Here is a 16,775-nt window from a genome sequence, read left to right as displayed (position 1 = left end):
CAGCACTTGTTATTGCACTCTAACGCACAGGCCTCAGCGATCGACGGGAAACCCCCTGGTTCACAGGCGGCGCGCCACCTCGGTGGCCCAGTACGTCAGGATCAGGTCGGCGCCCGCGCGCTTGATCGAGACCAGCGACTCCATGATCATCCGGTCGCGGTCGATCCAGCCGTTGGCCGCGGCGGCCTCGATCATCGCGTACTCGCCGCTCACCTGGTAGGCCGCCACCGGCACGTCGACCTCGTCGCGGAAGCGCCTGATGACGTCCAGATAGGCCATCGCGGGCTTGACCATGACGGCGTCGGCGCCCTCCGCGAGGTCAAGGCGTACCTCGCGCATAGCATCCCCCAGCGGCCCGGCCGGGTCCTGCTGGTGGGTGCTGCGGTCGCCGAACTGCGGCGCGCACTCGGCGGCGTCGCGGAAGGGGCCGAAGAGGGCGGAGGCGTACTTGGCGGTGTAGGCGAGGATCGGCAGGTCAGCGAAGCCGTCGGCGTCGAGCGCCGCCCTGATGGCCCCGACCTGGCCGTCCATCATGCCGCTCGGCGCGATCATCTGGGATCCGGCCCTGGCCTGGGCGAGCGCGATCGACGCGTAGCGCTCCAGCGTCGCGTCGTTGTCGACGTCGCCGGAGTCGGTCAGCACGCCGCAGTGGCCGTGGTCGGTGAACTCGTCGAGGCAGGTGTCGGCCATGACCACCACCGCGTCGCCGACCTCGGCGCTCACGTCGCGCAGCGCGACCTGGAGGATGCCCTCGGGGTCGTCGGCCGCCGAGCCTCGCGCGTCCTTGACCGCGGGGATGCCGAACAGGATCACCCCGGACACCCCGGCGTCGGCGGCCTCGTGGGCGGCCTTGCGCAGCGAGTCGCGGGTGTGCTGGAACACGCCGGGCATCGAGGCGACCGGCTGCGGCTGGTCGATGCCCTCCTTGACGAACAGCGGCAGGATCAGGTCCGCGGGGTGCAGTCTGGTGCCCGCCACCATGCGCCGGATCGCGGGGCTGCGACGGAGCCTGCGCGGCCGGGCGACCGGGTAGTCAGCACTCACTTGGCTCTCCTTCTGGCGCCTCTGCGGTTCTGCGACGGCCGACGCGGGCTGTCGCCGGCGGCGAGGGCCGCCTGGCGTTGCTTGGCACCGTACGCGGCCAGCGCGGCGGCCAAGGCGGACGCCGACGGCCGGTCGGCCATGACGTCGACGCGCAGCCCGAACTCCTCGGCGGTCTTCGCGGTCTGCGGCCCGATCACCGCGATCACGGTGACGTTGTGCGGCTTGCCGGCGATGCCCACGAGGTTGCGCACGGTCGAGGAGGAGGTGAAGAGCACCGCGTCGAACCCGCCGCCCTTGATCGCCTCGCGGATCGGGGCGGGGGGCGGTGCGGCTCGTACGGTGCGGTAGGCCGTGACGTCGTCGCACTCCCAGCCTAGCTCTGTCAGACCGGCCACGAGGGTATCTGTGGAAATGTCGGCCCGCGGCAGAAGCACCCGGTTGATCGGGTCGAGCATCGAGTCGTACGGCGGCCACTCGGCCACCAGGCCCTCCGACGACTGCTCGCCCGAGGGCAGCAGGTCGGGCTTGACGCCGAACTCGACCAGCGCCCGCGCGGTGGCGTCGCCCACGGCGGCCACCTTCAGCCCGGCGAAGGCGCGGGCGTCGAGGCCGTACTCCTCGAACTTCTCGCGCACCGCCTTGACCGCGTTGGAGCTGGTGAACGCCACCCACTCGTAGCGCCCGGTGACCAGGCCCTTGATCGCGCGGTCCATCTGCTGCGGCGTGCGCGGCGGCTCGACGGAGATGGTCGGCACCTCTTCCGGCACGGCGCCGTAGGAGGTGAGCTGCTCGGACAGCCTCTCGGACTGCTCCTTGGTGCGCGGCACCAGCACCCGCCAGCCGAACAGCGGCTTGGTCTCGAACCACGACAGCTTGTCGCGCTGCCCGACCGCGTCGCCGACGACGATCAGCGCGGGCTCGGTGAAGCCCGCGTGCTTGATGTCGGCCTGCAGCCTGGCCAGCGTCGAGACGACGGTGTACTGCTCGGTCGTGGTCCCGCTGCTACTGACCGCCACGGGCGTGCTGTCGGGCTTGCCACCGGCCACCAGCGCCTTGCCGATCGCCACGGCCCCGGCGAGGCCGTTGTAGATGACCAGCGTGCCCTGGCAGGCGGCGTGGGCGGCCCAGTCCTGCTCGTGCGCGGCGTCGACGATCCGGAACTCCGGCACGTCGGCCGCCGGCGGGATGCCCGCGTAGGTGAGCACCGCGGTCGCGGGCGGCACGCCGGGCACGATCTCGAAGTCCACCTCCGCCGCGGCGCAGGCCGCGACCTCCTCCTCGATCGAGCGGGCGATCGAGGAGAACAGCATCGGGTCGCCCTCGCACAGGCGTACGACGAACTGCCCGGCCTTGGCGCGCTTGACGAGGTCGCCGGACGCGATCTCCACGCCTTCTCGGCAGTGGCGCAGGAACGAGCCGAACAGCTCCTCGTCGAGCGCGACCGCGTCGGCCTTGGCCAGCAGTTCGGCGCCGCGGAGCGTGAGAAGGTTCGGATCGCCGGGGCCCGCGCCCACGAACGCGAGGAAACCGGAGGTTGGACTATCGGAGCTCAACGGGATTGCTCCCCCATCAATCTGTCGGCCCCTTCGGAGATCATCTCGGCCGCGAGGAGCTGGCCGAGTTTCACAGACTCGGAAGGAGAGCCGGCGGCGGACTTGCGCACCGTCTGCTGGCCGTCGATAGAGACGACCGCGGCGGTGAGGTTCAAGGTCTGTCCGTCATCGACGGCGAAGGCACCCACGGGGGATGAGCAGCCGGCCTCGAGAGCGGACAGGACGGAGCGCTCGGCCGACACCGCGGAGCGCGTCCGCGGGTCGTCGAGCACACCGAGGAAAGAGATCAGGTCGGCGTTGTCGGAGAGACACTCCACGGCCAGGGCGCCCTGCCCTGGCGCGGGCAGCAGCTCCTCGACCTCGAAGATCTGCGCGATCTCCACGTCCCGGCCGATCCTGGTCAGGCCCGCCGAGGCGAGCACGACCGCGTCGACCTCGCCGGCGGCGATCTTGCCGATCCGGGTGTCGGCGTTGCCGCGGATCGGGACGTACTCGAGATCGGGACGCAGCGCCCTGAGCATGGCGATCCGGCGCAGCGAGCCGGTGCCGATCCTGGCCCCGGTGGGCAGGTCGGCGAACTTCGCCGGGCCGACCAGCGCGTCGCGGTGATCGTGCCGGGCCACGATGGCGGCCAGCGTCACCCGCGGGTCCGGCTTGGTCGGCAGGTCTTTCAGCGAGTGGACGGCGAAGTCGATCTCGCCTTCGATCAGCTTGTCACGCAGCGCGCTGACCCACACGCCCGTGCCACCGAGCTGCGCCACCTGAGCCTTGGTCACGTCACCGAACGTGGTGACGCCGACCAGCTCGATGGCGCGGCCGGTCCGTTCGGTGTAGGAGTCGGCGACCATCTGCGACTGCGTGGTCGCCATCAGGCTGCGCCGGGTGCCCAAGCGCAGTGTCACAACTCCACCTCCCTCACGGCTTCGGGCATCTTCGGATCCAGGTCGAACAACTCGCGCAGCGCTTCGGCATAATGATCGCCTCCCGGGCTGGTGGCGAGCTGCTTGACACGCACAGTGGGCTCGTGAAGCAGCTTGTCAACGACCCGCTGCACAGTCTGCGCCACCTCGTCCCTGGCCTTGCCGTCGAGCTGGGGCATGCGCATCAGGAGCCGGCCCAGCTCGGCCTCGACCACGGTCGCCGCCTTGCTGCGCAGCGCCACCACGGTCGGAGTGACCTTGGCGGCTCGCTCGGCGGTGAGGAAGGCGGCCAGCTCCTCGGCGACGAGCCTGCGCACCGAGTCGACGGTGTCGCCCTCCCTTGAGCCTATGCCCGATTCCTGGATGGTCTCCAGGTCGACCAGCGTGACGCCGGGCACCTCGCGGACAGCGGGGTCGATGTCGTGCGGCAGTGCCAGGTCCAGCAGGAACGTGCCTGAGGGGACGATGTCGGGGGTGATGACGTGCCGGCCGCCGCCCGTGCAGGAGATGACGATGTCGGCCGCCGCGAGCTCTCGGGGAACCGCGGCGAACTCCACCGCCCTGCCGCCTACGGACGCCGCCAGGCGTACGCCTCGTTCGAAGGTGCGGTTGGCGACCACGATGTCGGTCACGCCCGCGCGGGCCAGCGTGGTGGCGGCCAGCGAGCTCATCGAGCCCGCGCCGACCACCAGCGCCCGGCGGCCGGCGAGGTCGCCCGCCAGTGCCAGACCGGCGGTGACGAGGGAGGCGCCCGCCTTGTCGATGTCGGTGTCGGCGTGGGCGCGCTTGCCGACCCGCAGCGCCTGCTGCACCAGCTCGTTGAGGGTGGCGCCGATGGTGCCCTGCTTCTGCGCCAGGGTGAGCGCCCGGCGAACCTGGCCGAGGATCTGCCCTTCGCCCACGACCATCGAGTCGAGGCCGCAGACCATCGCGAACAGGTGCTCGACGGCCTGGTCTTCGTAGTGGACGTAGAGGTGCGGCTGCAACTCTTCCACGGGGACGCCCGAGTGGACGCCCAGCAAGCGACTGATCGCGGTGACGGCGCCGTGGAAACGGTCGACGGCCGCGTAAACCTCTACTCGGTTGCACGTCGAGACCACCATGGCCTCGGCGACGCACACGTCCTGCTGCACGTCGTGCAGGAGCTTGACGAGCGCCTCGCCGGACACCGATACGCGCTCGAGCATGGCCACCGGAGCTGTCCGGTGGCTGAGTCCGATGGTGAGAAGACTCATTGACTGTCCACGGCCATAAGTGGCCCCCCTGCTTTGCGCTGCTCATGGAACGCAAGGATCTGCAGTTCTATTGATAGGTCGACTTTACGGACATCCACGCCATCTGGTACAGAAAGCACTACGGGCGCGAAGTTCAGGATGCTGGTGACCCCGGCCGCCACCACACGATCGCAGACTTCCTGCGCCGCTATCGCGGGTGTCGCCAGAACCACGATCGAGACCCCACGCCGTTCGATGACGGCTTCCAGGACGTCTATGTGCTCAACATTCAACCCCGCTATATCGTCGCCCACGACTTCGGGGTCGGCGTCGAGAAGCCCGGCCACACGGAAGCCCCTGGAGACGAAACCACCGTAATTGGCCAGTGCCCGGCCCAGATTACCCACTCCTACGATGGCCACGGCCCAGTCCTGGGTCAGGCCCAGCTCGCGGGAGATCTGGTAGACGAGGTATTCGACGTCGTAGCCGACGCCTCGCGTGCCGTACGAGCCCAGATGGGACAGGTCCTTGCGGAGCTTCGCGGAGTTGACGCCCGCGGCCATGGCCAGATCTTCGGAGCTGACGGTCGCGATGCCGCGTTCGGCCATCCCGTTCAACGCCCGCAGGTACAACGGGAGCCGGGCGACCGTTGCCTCGGGGATCCCGCGGTCACGGGACTGGGACGGGCTCTTCACGTGCCGGAGCTCCAGGGGACGAGCGGCCTGCCGGCCGCGTGAATGAAATCGAACCGCCTTTCAGGTTAATCCCTTTGTGAAGCGATGCACAAAGTCGGCACGATACGGTTGGGTGCATGCACCGCATCACGCTGCTCGGCAGGCCGGGCTGCCACCTCTGCGACGACGCGCGCGAGGTCGTCTCCCGCGTGGCGGGAGACCTGGGTGTGCCGTGGGAGGAGGTCGACATCGACTCCTCCGAGGAGTTGCGGGAGAAATACTGGGAGATGATCCCGGTCACTCTGGTCGACGGAGTCCAGCACGACTTCTGGCGGGTCTCCGAAGACCGGCTGCGCGCGGCGCTGAGCGGGTAGCGCGCCCCTGAGCTGTTAGAACATCGCGGTCGGGAGCGGTACGACCTTGGCGGCGTTGACGTTCAGCTCGATGATGTTGGTGGCCAGCACCATGGCCTGACGCTCGTTGACGAACCGCTCGACATGCGGCTGGCGCTGGTGGTCGCGGTAGGCCACCTCGTCGCGGTAGAGCTCATAGACGATGCGCTGCAGCGGGGCCGACTTGACCGCGTGGCAGGCGTAGATGAGCGTGTCGGGCTCGCCCCGGCGTACGGCCTCGACGGTGAGCTCCGCCAGGCGGTCGAACGCCTCGCCCGAGCCGTCCATGAGGGTGAAGACCGTCAGCATGCCGTAGATGCTCGGTGAGGGCCTGCTGGAGGCCGCCTGCTGCTGAGGCTGGGCCTGCGGGGCCGGCGTTCGCGCGGGCTGAGCCTGAGGGGGCTGGCCCTGAGGGGGCTGCTGGGCCGCGCGGGAGCCGGTGGCGAACAACTCGGCCCCCGGGTAGGCCGCGCCCGTGGCGGGCATCCCGAAGTCCTGGGGACCGGTCTGCGGACCGGCGCCGTGCCCGCCGTTCATGATGTAGCCGGTCGAGGGGCCCTGGTCGGGCGGTGGCGCCATCCGGGCGGCGTAGTCGACCGGCTGGTCGCCCGCCCGGTATTCGGCCACCAGATCGCCCAGGCCCGACCGGCGGGGCTGACCGGGAGGCGGCTGCTGCTGTTGCTGGGGCGGCCCCTGCATCGGCATGTCGGCGAGCGGCTGGGGGAAGGGCTCCGACCGGGGGAAGGAGTCCGACGGGAGGAACGGCTCCGAGTGGGGGAAGGAGTCCGGCTGGGGGAAGGGGTCCCGATCCCGCATGGCCCGGCGGCCATGGGAGGACCGCTCAGCCGGCCGCTCGCCGGACCGCTCGCCGCGGTGGCCCTCGAACTCGTCGTCCTCGTCGTCGTCCTCGTACGGAGCCAGGGGGCGCAGCACGGCGTACCAGATGCCCGCGGCGGCCACCACGAACAGCGCGGTGGCGAAGAAGCCCGGCACCGCGAACCTCATCGCCCCGATGATCGCGATGCCCGAAGGCGTGATGACCATGACCGCGTGCAGGTTGTCGGTGTCGAGTTCGTCACCGTTGCGCCAGCGCAGCGCCGCGATCACCACGGCCGCCAGCATGATCAGCCCGGCGATGGAGTGCGCGCCGATCAGCAGGTAGCGGGGGATGACGTCCCAGTGCCCCTCGGCCGCGGGGAGCACCTTGCCCATCTCGCTGCCCCCGCTCACCGGGTCGAAGGTGAGCACCACCACGGCGACGACAGTGAACGCGATCCCGAGCAGCCAGCCGGCGAATTTCGGCGGCACCTTCTCCGACAGGAGTTGGACCAGTCCGATGGCCAGCCAGAAGGGCGCGAGGAGGGATCCGGTCAGTTGGTAGACCTTGAAGGTGACGTCCCCGAACCCCATCAGGTAGCCGACGCCGATCGCACCGAGCGCCAGGCAGAGCGCGACGGCTGAAACGGTCCAGGCGATCAACCACCCCTCAACCTCGTCACGCAGGCGCCGGACCAGGGCGACTGCGCCGATCGCGGCGAGGAGGGCACCGACAAAGGCTAGGACAGCAACGAGGATCTCCATGGTGACTCCAATGCTGCCGGACTATGCCTCCCAGCCGGTAGCCGAAGAGGGAACGGGTCGGTCCACACGGTATCGGCCGATTACGGCTAGTCATGCCTTCGCGAAGCGGATTGTGGAATTTCCGGTTGATTTCTAGAGTGTTCGAGCACGCCGCACCCCTTACCCCTAGGGATACCGGATGCCTGACTCGTGGCCGTTCGCCGGGCTGCTCCCACCAGCGGTCGCTGGTCCCGCCCGGACGAGCGAGCTTGCCGTGCGCGAAGAGATTCCCGATGACCTCCGCATGCTGGTGCTGCACGCCAAGACCGGAGACTCGGATGCCTTTGGCACGCTCTATGACCGATACGTGGATCTGGTCTATCGCTATATCTACTTCCGCGTCGGCTCGCATCCGCTGGCCGAGGATCTCACCAGCGAGACCTTCCTCCGCGCCCTTCGCCGGATCACCGACTTCACTTGGCAGGGCCGTGACTTCGGCGCCTGGCTGGTGACCATCGCCAGGAACCTGGTCGCCGATCACTTCAAATCCGGCCGCTATCGCCTGGAGATCCCGACGGGGGAGGTGATCGACGTCCCGCTCGACGGACCGCACATCCCGGAGAACGCCGTCGTCACGGCCATCATCAACGACCGGATGCTCCGCGCCGTCCAGGATCTGAACCCCGAGCAGCAGGAATGCGTGGTTCTGCGGTTCCTGCACGGCCTGTCGCTCGCCGAGACCGCGTTGATCATGGGGAAGAAGAGTGGAGCGATCAAAGCCCTGCAATTCCGAGCGATCCGGGCCCTGGCCAGGGCTCTCAAGCACGACCTGGCGTAACCTCCACCAGCGGCACGTCGTTAGGCAGATGTCACGATCGGATTCCCCGGCGGCGTCAGGGAGCTGTCATGGGTAGGGCGCGCAGATCGCGCGAGCGCGTGCTCGATCACCTCACAGAGCTGCGACGGCTCCCGCTGGGCGGGGGTCCGGCCGCCGCCTTCCGCGAACGCCTCCGCGCCGAGCTCCTGGCCGCACGGCGCCTCCCCGAGCCCGTACGAGCCCGCCGTTCCCATCGCTGTCCGGGGCGGCGGCTCTCCTGGCTCTCCCAGGCCGCCACGTTCGGCCTGGCGGCGGCCATGATGCTGTCGGCGTTCGCCACCTACCACGCGCTGCCCGGCGACACTCTCTACCCGCTCAAGCGCGCCGCGGAGAGCACGCTGGTCCGCCTCAGCACCGACGACGTGCAGCGGGCCGAGCGCGAGCTGGTCTCGGCCAAGACCCGGGCGGCCGAGGTCGCCCAGCTGCTCGGCTCGTCCGGCGACGGACCGCTGGTCACCAAGACGCTCAAGGAGATGGAGGACTCGACCCGGTCCGGCATCAGGAGGCTGGAGCGGGCCGAGCCGCGCTCACCGAAGATCAACCGGTTTGCGCGCGACCAGAAGAACATGGTCGAACCCATGCTCGAACGGATGGACGGGGATCAACAGGACAAGGCGACGGGCTACCTCGACTACATAGACGGGCTTGTGGCCCCGCGCTAGTTGACTTGCTCTCCGTTCTCAAGGGACGGAGGTTCCCGTGCCGCTTGCGCGGCAGCTCATGCCGCTTGCGCGGCTCGCGCTCTTCCAGGTGCCGTGCTGTCGGCATGCCTGGTCCAGGTCCTTCAGCGTCTGCTGGATGACCTGGGCGGGAGCGTCGGCGAGCCAGTCGCAGTACGGATCCTTCTTCGCCTCGGCGAGTTGTGCGCACTGCTCCTCGTAACTGAGGTAGGCGCCTCGCCGCCGGTATTCGCGGCGCTGTTCGAGGCCGGTGTTCCACACGCTGCGGCAGATCCGCCCAGCCGCTCGGCGAACATCTGTTGCCCGAAGTCGAACTCTAGCCGGTACCTGCGACCGCCAACACGAGGGAACACCCCATTAACTGTGCGACACTCACCTGTCATCGACTCGAACACACTATCATCTGGTCTATGAGTCAGGAAGTGGAATACCGACGAGGCAGACATGCGGTTTCTGCGATGCATGTCCATCTGGTCTTTGTGACCAAACAGCGGCGAGGCATGTTCAACAACGAGATGCTGCGACGCTGCGAGGACATCATGATCGAGGTGTGCGACAGTTTCGAGGCCGAACTACGCGAGTTCAACGGCGAAGACGACCACGTCCACCTCCTTGTCCACTACCCCCCGAAGATGGCGGTCTCCAAACTCGTCAACTCGCTGAAGGGCGTCTCATCCCTTTATCTGCGCAAGGAGTTCCCCGGCCGGGTAGACCAGGCCATCATGCACGGCCCCTTCTGGTCACCCTCTTACCTCGCCGCCTCCTGCGGCGGAGCCCCACTCACCATCATCGAGGCCTACATCGAACAACAGCGCCGCCCCACCTGACCGCTTCCGGGTCCGCGCTACGTACCCCGGGCTGTCCCGCCTCCGGCGGGCCATCTGACAGGACCGCATTCATCCCCGGCCCGAACCGAAGGCCGAGGCTTTCAGCGGACCTTCGATAAGCTGAGGCGCATGTGGCGGCTAATGCGACGACAGCGCGAGGTGGAGGCGGAGCTCGCCGGCGAGGCCGCAGCGGCGGCCGCGGTGACGGTGACCCCTACGGAGCCCGACCAGCAGGCGGCCGCCTTCTTCGACGTCGACAACACGATGATGCGCGGCGCCTCCATCTACCACTTCGCCAGGGGCCTGGCGACGCGCGGCCTGTTCACCACCTCCGACCTGTTCAAGTTCGCCGTCGGGCAGGCGGTGTTCCGGCTGCGCGGCAACGAGAACCCCGAGCACATCGCGGTGGCCCGCGAGACCGCGCTGGCGTTCGTCGCGGGCGCGAAGGTCGACGACGTGATCCGGCTGGGCGAGGAGATCTACGACGAGGTCATGTCCGACCGCATCTGGGGCGGCACCCGGGCGCTCGCGCAGAGCCACCTCGACCGCGGCCAGCGCGTCTGGCTGGTCACGGCCACGCCGGTCGAGCTGGCCAGGGTCATCGCCCAGCGGCTCGGCCTGACCGGCGCGCTCGGCACCGTGGCCGAGACCACCAACGGCGTCTACACCGGGCGGCTGGTCGGCGACCTGCTGCACGGCCCGGCCAAGGCCGAGGCGGTGCGGGCGCTGGCCCGCCGGGAGGGCCTCGACCTCACCCGGTGCACCGCCTACAGCGACTCGGCCAACGACCTGCCCATGCTGTCGCTGGTCGGCAAGCCGGTGGCCATCAACCCCGACAGCGAGCTGCGCGAGCACGCCAAGAAGCACGATTGGCCGATCAAGGACTTCCGCACCGGCAGAAAGGCGACGCTGACCGCCCTGCCGATCGCCGCGGGCATCGGAGCGGTGGCCGGCGGCATCGCCGCCGGCATCGCCCTCCGCAAGCACTACCGCTCAACGCAGTAGCCGCCCCGGCCCTCCCTCCAGGGGCCCTCGGCCACGACGGACCGACTGCTCCCTGGCCCCGGAGGGGGATCCCCAAAGGCCCCCAGCCACCACGGACCGGCCGCTTCCCCTCCCCCGGAGGGGGTATCCGTCCAAGGGACCCCAGCCACCACAGACCGTCACACGGATCGAGACGGTCATGTGGACGAACCCCCCAGGGGCAACTACCGCAAGCTGGCGAAGAGCTGCTCCGCCTCCGGCTGCTTCCACACGATCCGGTTCCGGTCGTCGGGATCGGGCTCCCAGGGGACCATGACGAAGGGCATCTTGGTCTTCTCCAGCGTCTCGGCGATGCCGATCATGGTGTCGAGGTCGAACTCCGGGTCGGTCTTGAACGACTTGCCGGCCGTGGTGAGGAAGGACCGCAGGGCCGCCGGATCCTTCAGCCACTGCTTGGCCTTCTTCAGCATCGACATCATGAGCACCTGCTGGCGCTTGATGCGCTGGATGTCCGACCCGTCGCCGTAGTGACGCAACCGAATGTAGCCCAGCGCCTGCTTGCCGTTGAGCAAGTGCTTGCCCGCGGAGAGCCTCAGCTTCGCGTTCTTGTCATCCACCGCCTGCGGCAACGTGACCTCGACCCCGCCGAGGGCGTTCACGATGGCCTCCACGCCCGAGAACTCGACCTCCATCATGTGGTCGACACGCACCTTCGTCAGCGTCTCGACCGTCTTCACCGAACAGGCGAGACCGCCGATACGGAACGCCTGATTGATCATGTCTTTCCTGGCCGGCTGGGACCCGCAGGCGGGGATCCGCACCATCGAGTCCCTGGGGAAGGAGATGATCGTGGCCTTCGTCCGGTCGGCCGGCAGATGCAGCAGCAGGAGAGTGTCGGAGCGGGCTCCGTTGTCGAACCTGTCCGAACCTCCCTGGCTGTCGCTGCCGACCAGGAGCACGTTCAGCACGCCGCTCGCATTGGCCGGGCGGGCACCCGCCGGCGGAGTCACGGTCTGCCGGCCCGCCAGCATCAGCGTGGGCACCGCGACCGTGGCCACCGTGGCCATCGTGGCCACCCCGACGAGGCCCGTCAGCAGCCACGTCAGCCGCCTGCGCCGCGGTCTGGCCTGGAGCAGGCGCTGCCGCTGGCGGACCAGCGTCGCCGGAGGCTGGTGTTCGAGCTCCCTGCCGAGGTCGCGGAGCATCTTCAGGTCGTCCATCGTCACTCCTCCTCAAGCATCGGGTTGGTGTCGCCGAGCGCCGCGCGTACCTTCCGCCTGCCCCTGTTGAGGCGGGAGCGTACGGTGCCGATCGGGATGCCGAGCGCCTGCGCGACCTCGTCGTACGTCAGATCGCCCCACGCGATCAGCAGGAGTACGTCGCGGTCCTTGGCGGGCAGGGCGGCCAGCGCGCTGGCCAGCTCGGGGCGCGACGCCTGCGCGGTCACCCCGGCGGCCACGCGGTCGGCCGGGGACTCCACGTCGGCGTCGACAGGGGCGCGTTGCAGAGCGCGGTAGCGGGCCGCCTCGGTGCGGTGGTGCCGGGAGACGAGCTTGGTCAGGATGCCGAAGAGCCACGGCCGGGCGTCTGGATAGCTCGGGTCGTAGCTCTTCCTGCGGGAGAAGGCGACCAGGAACGTCTCGCCGACGATGTCCTCGGCGGGCTCGGGGCCCAGCCGTTTGGAGACGTACCTGTAGAGCATGGCGGAGTAGCGGTCGAAGAGCTCGGCGAACACTTCAGGATCGGTCAACGAAGCGTGCACGAGCTCTGCGTCCGCACCCCTGGTGGCGGGTTGCGTGATCATCTCCGCCCTTCTGCGGGGGGAAGTCGGTCAGGGATGTATCACCACAACCCGCCGTTCAGGTTCACAGTGGTCCGCGTTCAGCGGGCCGCTGCAAGCCGCGGAGTTTGCGCTCACACCTCCTTGACGCAACCTCCGTCGATCACGAGGTCGGCGCCCGCCGTGCTGCCGGAGCGGGGCGAGACCAGGAGCGCGATCGCGTCGGCGACCTCCTGCGGGGTGACCAGGCGGCCGGTCGTCAGCTTCATCATCTCCGGGGCCACCTTGGTGATCACGCTGTCCCGGTCGGCGCCGACCATGCTCCCGAAGACGTCCGCCGCGCCGCCCTCGTCGGTCCACCAGGGGGTGAGCACGGGCCCGGGAGAGACGGTGTTGACCCGGATGCCCTGCGGGCCGTACTCCTCGTCGACCGCCTTGCTGATGAAGGTGAGGGCCGACTTGGCCGCGCCGTAGTCCATGTTCACCGCCGAAGGCTGCCGGGCGGTGACGGAGGAGACGTTGACGATCGCGCCGCCGCCACCCTCCAGCATCACCGGTACGGCGGAGCGGATCATCCGGATGACCGAGAACAGGTTGAACTCGAACATCCCCCGCCAGGTGTCGTCGTCCGAGGTCATGAACCCGGCGTGCGGCAGCGTCACGCCGGGCGGCGGGCCACCGGCGTTGTTGACCAGGATGTCCACGCGCCCGAACTCCTCGACCGCGCGGGCGACCACCTCGGCGGGCGCCTGGGGGTCCATCAGGTCGACCGGCACGTGCACCGCCTTGTCAGGCAGTTCGGGGGTGCGGGTCCTGGAGGCCGCGACGACGTGGGCGCCCTCCTCGATCAGGGTCTGTGTCACGGCCAGGCCGATGCCCTTCGACGCCCCGGTGACGATGGCGACGCGGCCGGTAAGTTGCAGATCCATAGTTTTCCTTCGCTTCCGGTGTGCTCTCAGTCGGAGAACACCGGCGGCCCGCTACTGGTTGCAGGTGCAGCGGGGGCCGTCGAGGAAGTGCAGCTCACCGTGGGCGAAGTCCAGGTGGGCGCGGCGGTTGAGCGTGGGGCACTCGGACGTGGCGATGTACTGGACGATGTCGTGCACGGCCCAGGCCGCGATGACCGTGTTGGTGGCGCCGAACGACCACGGCGTGGGGCCGTGACCGCCCTCCAGCCGCCGCTCGCGCGACAACCCGGCCTCACGGGCGTACTCGAAGCAGGTGTGGCAGTGCCCCTCGCGGGGCGACAGCAGCGGGCCCCAGTGGCCGTGCTCGTGGGCGACCGCGGCGCGGCTCATGGCCACATCACGTTCGCGGCACCACCGCCAGACCGTGTCGGCCAGCTCGGCGGGCTCGTCGGCGCCGATGAGGACGAGGTCCACGTGCGGCAGGCCGTCGAGGTCGGCCGCACTGGCGACGCGCCGCCGTACGGACACCACCTCGGTCTCGGGCGCGAAGTCGCGCAGCCGCGCGCTGAGCGCGTCGACCTTGGGCACGCCCACATCCCTCGTCGTGTACGGCAGCTGCCGGTTGAGGTTGTGCAGCTCGACCACGTCGGGATCGACGGCCACGATGCGGCCCACCCCGGCGGCGCCCAGGTGCTGGGCCGCGACCGCGCCGATGCCGCCCACGCCGAGGAGCATGATCGAGCGGGCGGCGATCCGCGACTGGAGCTCGCGCGCGTCGGGGGCGAACAGCGTCAGGTAGCCGTGCTGGCGGGCGAGCCGGCCCGTGGACTCGGCCGCCGACTGCGGCGGCTCCGAGGTGAGCCACCCCATGTGCGTCAGCGCCGCCACCAGGTCGGCCAGCAGCCGGTCCGCGTGGATGTCACTGTCGTCGACGCCGTCCCGCAGCAGCGTGACCGCCTGCTCGACGCGGTCGAGGTCGCCCCGCAGCGATAATCCGTCACGTGAGCCGGTCGACAGGATCACCTGGTCGCCGGCGTTCGTGACAAGCACGGAGTCGACGAGCCGTCTCATGCACGCTCCCTAGGTGTCGAACCCATGGGTGTCCAGCCGCCGTCTTGCCTTGCTCGGTTTCCCCATCCTTGATGGCTTGACCGATCATGTCAAGATTCTGTTGAGTTCAGAAGAATGGCGGAAATGCGGGACCGCGGCGCAGCCTCAGCTCGTTGAGCATCTGCTGGATGATCTCGCGGATGTGATCGGTGAGGTTGAACACCAGCACCGGATCGTCGGCGTCCGCCGCGTCGTACTCGTCGGTACGGATGGGCTCCCCGAACTGGATCATCCACTTCGACGGCAGCGGCACCAGGCCGAGCGGGCCGAGCAGCGGGAAGAGCGGGGTGATCGGCAGATAGGGCAGGCCGAGCAGCCTGGCCAGCGTCGGCAGGTCGCCGATCTTGGGGTAGATCTCCTCGGCGCCCACGATGGCGGTGGGCAGGATCGGCACCCCGGCGCGGATCGCCGACGCGACGAACCCGCCACGGCCGAAGCGCTGCAGCTTGTAGCGCTCGGAGAACGGCTTGCCGACGCCCTTGAACCCCTCGGGGAACACCCCGACCAGCTCGCCCTTGCGCAGCAGCCGGTCGGCGTCCTCGCGGCAGGCCAGCGTGTGGCCGGTCTTGCGCGACAGGTGGGCGAGCATCGGAAGCTGGTAGACCAGGTCGGCGCCGAGCAGCCGCAGCGGCCGGTCCGCCTCGTCGTGCAGCGCCACCTGCATCATCAGCGCGTCGACCGGCAGCGTGCCGGAGTGGTTGGCCACGACCAGCGCGCCGCCCTCCTCGGGCACGTTCTTCAGATCGACCGTCTCGACCCTGAACCAGTGGTGGTAGAGGGGCCTGATCAGCTCCAGCAGCACCTTGTCCGTCAGCTCGGCGTCATAGCCGAACTCGTCGACCTCGTAGTCGCCGGTGATGCGCCGCCGGATGAAGGCCAGCAGCCTGGCGAGCGGCTCCGGCTCCTCGAAGGAGGGTGCCGAGCTGATGGGGATCACGCGGGCCTCGTCGTCCGGAACGCTCAATGCCGCACACCTCCGAGCGGGTGCAGCCCCCGCGAGAGCAGAAAGTCGTCGAAAGCCGCTCCGGTGGTGAACTTGGGCTTCCAGCCCAGCTCGGCCTCCAGCCTGGAGCAGTCGACCGCCCGGCCATGGCTCATCAGCCGGACCTGCTCGGGCGAGTAGTCGACCAGCCCGGCGCGGCGCGCGGCATCGCCCAGCAGGCGGAAGGCGGGCGCGAACAGCGGCAGCGACAGCCGCCCAGCCCGGCGCGCGCACTGCGACAGCAGCAACACGCCTGCCCCGGCCACGTTGTACGTGCCGGGGTGATCTTCGGTCGCCATCCGCCGCAGCACCTCGATCGCGTCGTCCTCATGGACGAACTGCAACCGCGGGTCGAAGCCGAACACGGTCGGCAGCACCGGCTGGGTGAAGTAGCGGGTGAGCGGCGAGTCGACGCCGGGACCCATGAAGTTGGCGAAGCGCAGCAGCGAGACCGCCATGTCGGGCCGGCGGCGCGCGAAACCGCGCACGTAGCCCTCCACCTCGGCCGCGTCCTTGGCGTAGCCGTGGCTCGGGCCGTCGTGCGGCTCCAGGTCCTCCGTGAACACCGCCGGATCCCGAGGCGACGAACCGTAGACGGCGGTGGTCGAGCGGACCACCACGCGCCGCACGGTCGCCGACCGCTGGCAGGCACCGAGCAACTGCATGGTGCCGATGACGTTGTGCTCCTTCATCACGGCCCTGCCCGCGCCCCGCGACGGAGCGCTGACCAGGCTCATGTGCACAACGGTGTCGATGTCGGCAGCCGCGATCACCTGAGCGATGTCGGGGCTGCGCAGATCGACCCGGACGAACTCCGTCCGGCCGAGGGAGATGCCGCCATCTCGCGTCAGCGAGGGGGGCGGCACGGTGTCCACTCCGATGACGCGACTGATGTCCGGGTCGGCGGCGAGCACGCTCGCCATCCGAGCGCCCACGTGGCGCGAGACCCCGGTGACGAGCACGGTGTGGGTCATCAGCGCCTCGCAGCTGCGTCTGTTACTTCTTGTTGCGCCGCTGGATGCGCGTCTTCTTGAGCAGCTTGCGGTGCTTCTTCTTGGCCATCCGCTTGCGGCGCTTCTTGATCACAGAGCCCACGGGACCCCCAGGTACTGATAGCAGATCTGAACCGATGCGCGAGCGCACACCGGATCACAGACTACCGGCGATCGGCTGTGGATCGCCCCCTGGGGGTGAGCCCGGCCGCTCGGTGGCGGCCGGGCGTCTCCCACGACGGCATTCACGGCGTGTGGCATACGCCGCTACCTCAAGA

19 protein-coding genes are annotated in these 16,775 nt (G+C 69.3%); 5 read left to right on the top strand and 14 right to left on the bottom strand.

Annotated elements, in window-relative coordinates:
* Positions 1-60 precede the first annotated feature (60 nt).
* Genes hemB through AB0L53_RS10925 form a run of 5 tightly spaced genes read right to left on the bottom strand, consistent with a single transcriptional unit; the run spans position 61 to position 5,426 of the window.
* A complete protein-coding gene (hemB, locus tag AB0L53_RS10945; RefSeq protein ID WP_363992749.1) occupies positions 61-1,044 on the bottom strand; it encodes a porphobilinogen synthase in 984 nt (327 codons plus the stop codon).
* Positions 1,041-2,597, bottom strand: coding sequence for a bifunctional uroporphyrinogen-III C-methyltransferase/uroporphyrinogen-III synthase (locus AB0L53_RS10940; RefSeq protein ID WP_357954647.1), 1,557 nt, complete (start codon positions 2,595-2,597; stop codon positions 1,041-1,043). The genes hemB and AB0L53_RS10940 overlap by 4 nt, the downstream gene beginning before the upstream one ends.
* Complete coding sequence (gene hemC, locus AB0L53_RS10935) at positions 2,594-3,499, bottom strand: hydroxymethylbilane synthase (RefSeq protein WP_363992748.1); 906 nt, start codon at positions 3,497-3,499, stop codon at positions 2,594-2,596. The genes AB0L53_RS10940 and hemC overlap by 4 nt, the downstream gene beginning before the upstream one ends.
* The gene (locus tag AB0L53_RS10930; protein WP_363992747.1) at positions 3,496-4,752 is read right to left on the bottom strand and encodes a glutamyl-tRNA reductase; all 1,257 of its coding nucleotides are present in this window, start codon (positions 4,750-4,752) and stop codon (positions 3,496-3,498) included. The genes hemC and AB0L53_RS10930 overlap by 4 nt, the downstream gene beginning before the upstream one ends.
* A complete protein-coding gene (locus tag AB0L53_RS10925; RefSeq protein WP_357954641.1) occupies positions 4,749-5,426 on the bottom strand; it encodes a redox-sensing transcriptional repressor Rex in 678 nt (225 codons plus the stop codon). The genes AB0L53_RS10930 and AB0L53_RS10925 overlap by 4 nt, the downstream gene beginning before the upstream one ends.
* Before the next feature lie 116 nt (positions 5,427-5,542).
* Between AB0L53_RS10925 and AB0L53_RS10920 the strand changes: the two genes are divergently transcribed.
* Positions 5,543-5,779, top strand: coding sequence for a glutaredoxin family protein (locus tag AB0L53_RS10920; protein ID WP_357954639.1), 237 nt, complete (start codon positions 5,543-5,545; stop codon positions 5,777-5,779).
* Positions 5,780-5,794: 15 nt separating this feature from the next.
* Here the strand turns inward: AB0L53_RS10920 and AB0L53_RS10915 are convergent, their stop codons facing one another.
* Positions 5,795-7,378: an antibiotic biosynthesis monooxygenase gene (locus tag AB0L53_RS10915; protein ID WP_363992746.1), complete on the bottom strand. Its 1,584-nt coding sequence runs from the start codon at positions 7,376-7,378 to the stop codon at positions 5,795-5,797.
* Positions 7,379-7,556: 178 nt separating this feature from the next.
* Here AB0L53_RS10915 and AB0L53_RS10910 point away from each other — a divergent pair, with 178 nt between their 5' ends.
* Entirely contained in the window at positions 7,557-8,195 is a 639-nt protein-coding gene (locus AB0L53_RS10910) for a sigma-70 family RNA polymerase sigma factor (RefSeq protein WP_358434219.1), read from the top strand.
* Between the two features lie 68 nt (positions 8,196-8,263).
* Positions 8,264-8,896, top strand: a complete 633-nt coding sequence (locus tag AB0L53_RS10905; RefSeq protein ID WP_363992745.1) for a DUF5667 domain-containing protein — start codon at positions 8,264-8,266, stop codon at positions 8,894-8,896.
* An 18-nt stretch (positions 8,897-8,914) separates the two neighbouring features.
* Here AB0L53_RS10905 and AB0L53_RS10900 read toward each other — a convergent pair whose 3' ends face one another.
* The gene (locus tag AB0L53_RS10900; protein WP_363992744.1) at positions 8,915-9,175 is read right to left on the bottom strand and encodes a hypothetical protein; all 261 of its coding nucleotides are present in this window, start codon (positions 9,173-9,175) and stop codon (positions 8,915-8,917) included.
* Between the two features lie 149 nt (positions 9,176-9,324).
* On the opposite strand from AB0L53_RS10900, the gene tnpA reads away from it, so the two are divergent.
* Entirely contained in the window at positions 9,325-9,741 is a 417-nt protein-coding gene (tnpA, locus tag AB0L53_RS10895) for an IS200/IS605 family transposase (protein WP_358546603.1), read from the top strand.
* Positions 9,742-9,870: 129 nt separating this feature from the next.
* Complete coding sequence (locus AB0L53_RS10890; RefSeq protein ID WP_363992743.1) at positions 9,871-10,746, top strand: HAD-IB family hydrolase; 876 nt, start codon at positions 9,871-9,873, stop codon at positions 10,744-10,746.
* Between the two features lie 203 nt (positions 10,747-10,949).
* On the opposite strand, the gene AB0L53_RS10885 is transcribed toward AB0L53_RS10890, so the two are convergent.
* The 7 genes from AB0L53_RS10885 to AB0L53_RS10855 all read right to left on the bottom strand — a co-directional run bounded on the left by AB0L53_RS10885 (position 10,950) and on the right by AB0L53_RS10855 (position 16,600).
* Positions 10,950-11,945, bottom strand: a complete 996-nt coding sequence (locus AB0L53_RS10885) for an LCP family protein (RefSeq protein ID WP_363992742.1) — start codon at positions 11,943-11,945, stop codon at positions 10,950-10,952.
* Between the two features lie 2 nt (positions 11,946-11,947).
* Positions 11,948-12,529 (bottom strand): sigma-70 family RNA polymerase sigma factor, encoded by a 582-nt coding sequence (locus tag AB0L53_RS10880; protein ID WP_363992741.1) that lies wholly within the window; start codon positions 12,527-12,529, stop codon positions 11,948-11,950.
* A gap of 110 nt (positions 12,530-12,639) precedes the next feature.
* Entirely contained in the window at positions 12,640-13,434 is a 795-nt protein-coding gene (locus AB0L53_RS10875; protein ID WP_363992740.1) for an SDR family NAD(P)-dependent oxidoreductase, read from the bottom strand.
* Positions 13,435-13,485: 51 nt separating this feature from the next.
* Positions 13,486-14,484 (bottom strand): ThiF family adenylyltransferase, encoded by a 999-nt coding sequence (locus tag AB0L53_RS10870; protein ID WP_363992739.1) that lies wholly within the window; start codon positions 14,482-14,484, stop codon positions 13,486-13,488.
* 106 nt (positions 14,485-14,590) lie between these two features.
* Positions 14,591-15,460, bottom strand: coding sequence for a lysophospholipid acyltransferase family protein (locus tag AB0L53_RS10865; RefSeq protein ID WP_363992814.1), 870 nt, complete (start codon positions 15,458-15,460; stop codon positions 14,591-14,593).
* A gap of 23 nt (positions 15,461-15,483) precedes the next feature.
* On the bottom strand, positions 15,484-16,479 hold the full coding sequence (locus tag AB0L53_RS10860) for an NAD-dependent epimerase/dehydratase family protein (protein ID WP_363992738.1): 996 nt from the start codon (positions 16,477-16,479) through the stop codon (positions 15,484-15,486).
* Positions 16,480-16,501: 22 nt separating this feature from the next.
* Positions 16,502-16,600: an AURKAIP1/COX24 domain-containing protein gene (locus tag AB0L53_RS10855; protein ID WP_018654693.1), complete on the bottom strand. Its 99-nt coding sequence runs from the start codon at positions 16,598-16,600 to the stop codon at positions 16,502-16,504.
* Between the last annotated feature and the right edge of the window lie 175 nt (positions 16,601-16,775).

This window comes from Nonomuraea sp. NPDC052129 (assembly GCF_040680095.1).
GTDB lineage: Bacteria > Actinomycetota > Actinomycetes > Streptosporangiales > Streptosporangiaceae > Nonomuraea.
The sequence above is the reverse complement of the archived record's forward strand: the minus strand, read 5'-3'. Positions and strand labels throughout refer to the sequence as shown.

Excerpts from the sequence above, each read along its gene's own strand:
- AB0L53_RS10915 (WP_363992746.1), bottom strand. The coding sequence starts at position 7,378 with ATGGAGATCCTCGTTGCTGTCCTAGCCTTTGTCGGTGCCCTCCTCGCC.
- AB0L53_RS10885 (WP_363992742.1), bottom strand. The coding sequence starts at position 11,945 with ATGGACGACCTGAAGATGCTCCGCGACCTCGGCAGGGAGCTCGAACAC.
- AB0L53_RS10905 (WP_363992745.1), top strand. The coding sequence starts at position 8,264 with ATGGGTAGGGCGCGCAGATCGCGCGAGCGCGTGCTCGATCACCTCACA.
- AB0L53_RS10860 (WP_363992738.1), bottom strand. The coding sequence starts at position 16,479 with ATGACCCACACCGTGCTCGTCACCGGGGTCTCGCGCCACGTGGGCGCT.
- AB0L53_RS10875 (WP_363992740.1), bottom strand. The coding sequence starts at position 13,434 with ATGGATCTGCAACTTACCGGCCGCGTCGCCATCGTCACCGGGGCGTCG.
- AB0L53_RS10910 (WP_358434219.1), top strand. The coding sequence starts at position 7,557 with ATGCCTGACTCGTGGCCGTTCGCCGGGCTGCTCCCACCAGCGGTCGCT.
- tnpA (WP_358546603.1), top strand. The coding sequence starts at position 9,325 with ATGAGTCAGGAAGTGGAATACCGACGAGGCAGACATGCGGTTTCTGCG.
- AB0L53_RS10880 (WP_363992741.1), bottom strand. The coding sequence starts at position 12,529 with ATGATCACGCAACCCGCCACCAGGGGTGCGGACGCAGAGCTCGTGCAC.
- AB0L53_RS10920 (WP_357954639.1), top strand. The coding sequence starts at position 5,543 with ATGCACCGCATCACGCTGCTCGGCAGGCCGGGCTGCCACCTCTGCGAC.
- AB0L53_RS10930 (WP_363992747.1), bottom strand. The coding sequence starts at position 4,752 with ATGAGTCTTCTCACCATCGGACTCAGCCACCGGACAGCTCCGGTGGCC.
- AB0L53_RS10870 (WP_363992739.1), bottom strand. The coding sequence starts at position 14,484 with ATGAGACGGCTCGTCGACTCCGTGCTTGTCACGAACGCCGGCGACCAG.
- AB0L53_RS10890 (WP_363992743.1), top strand. The coding sequence starts at position 9,871 with ATGTGGCGGCTAATGCGACGACAGCGCGAGGTGGAGGCGGAGCTCGCC.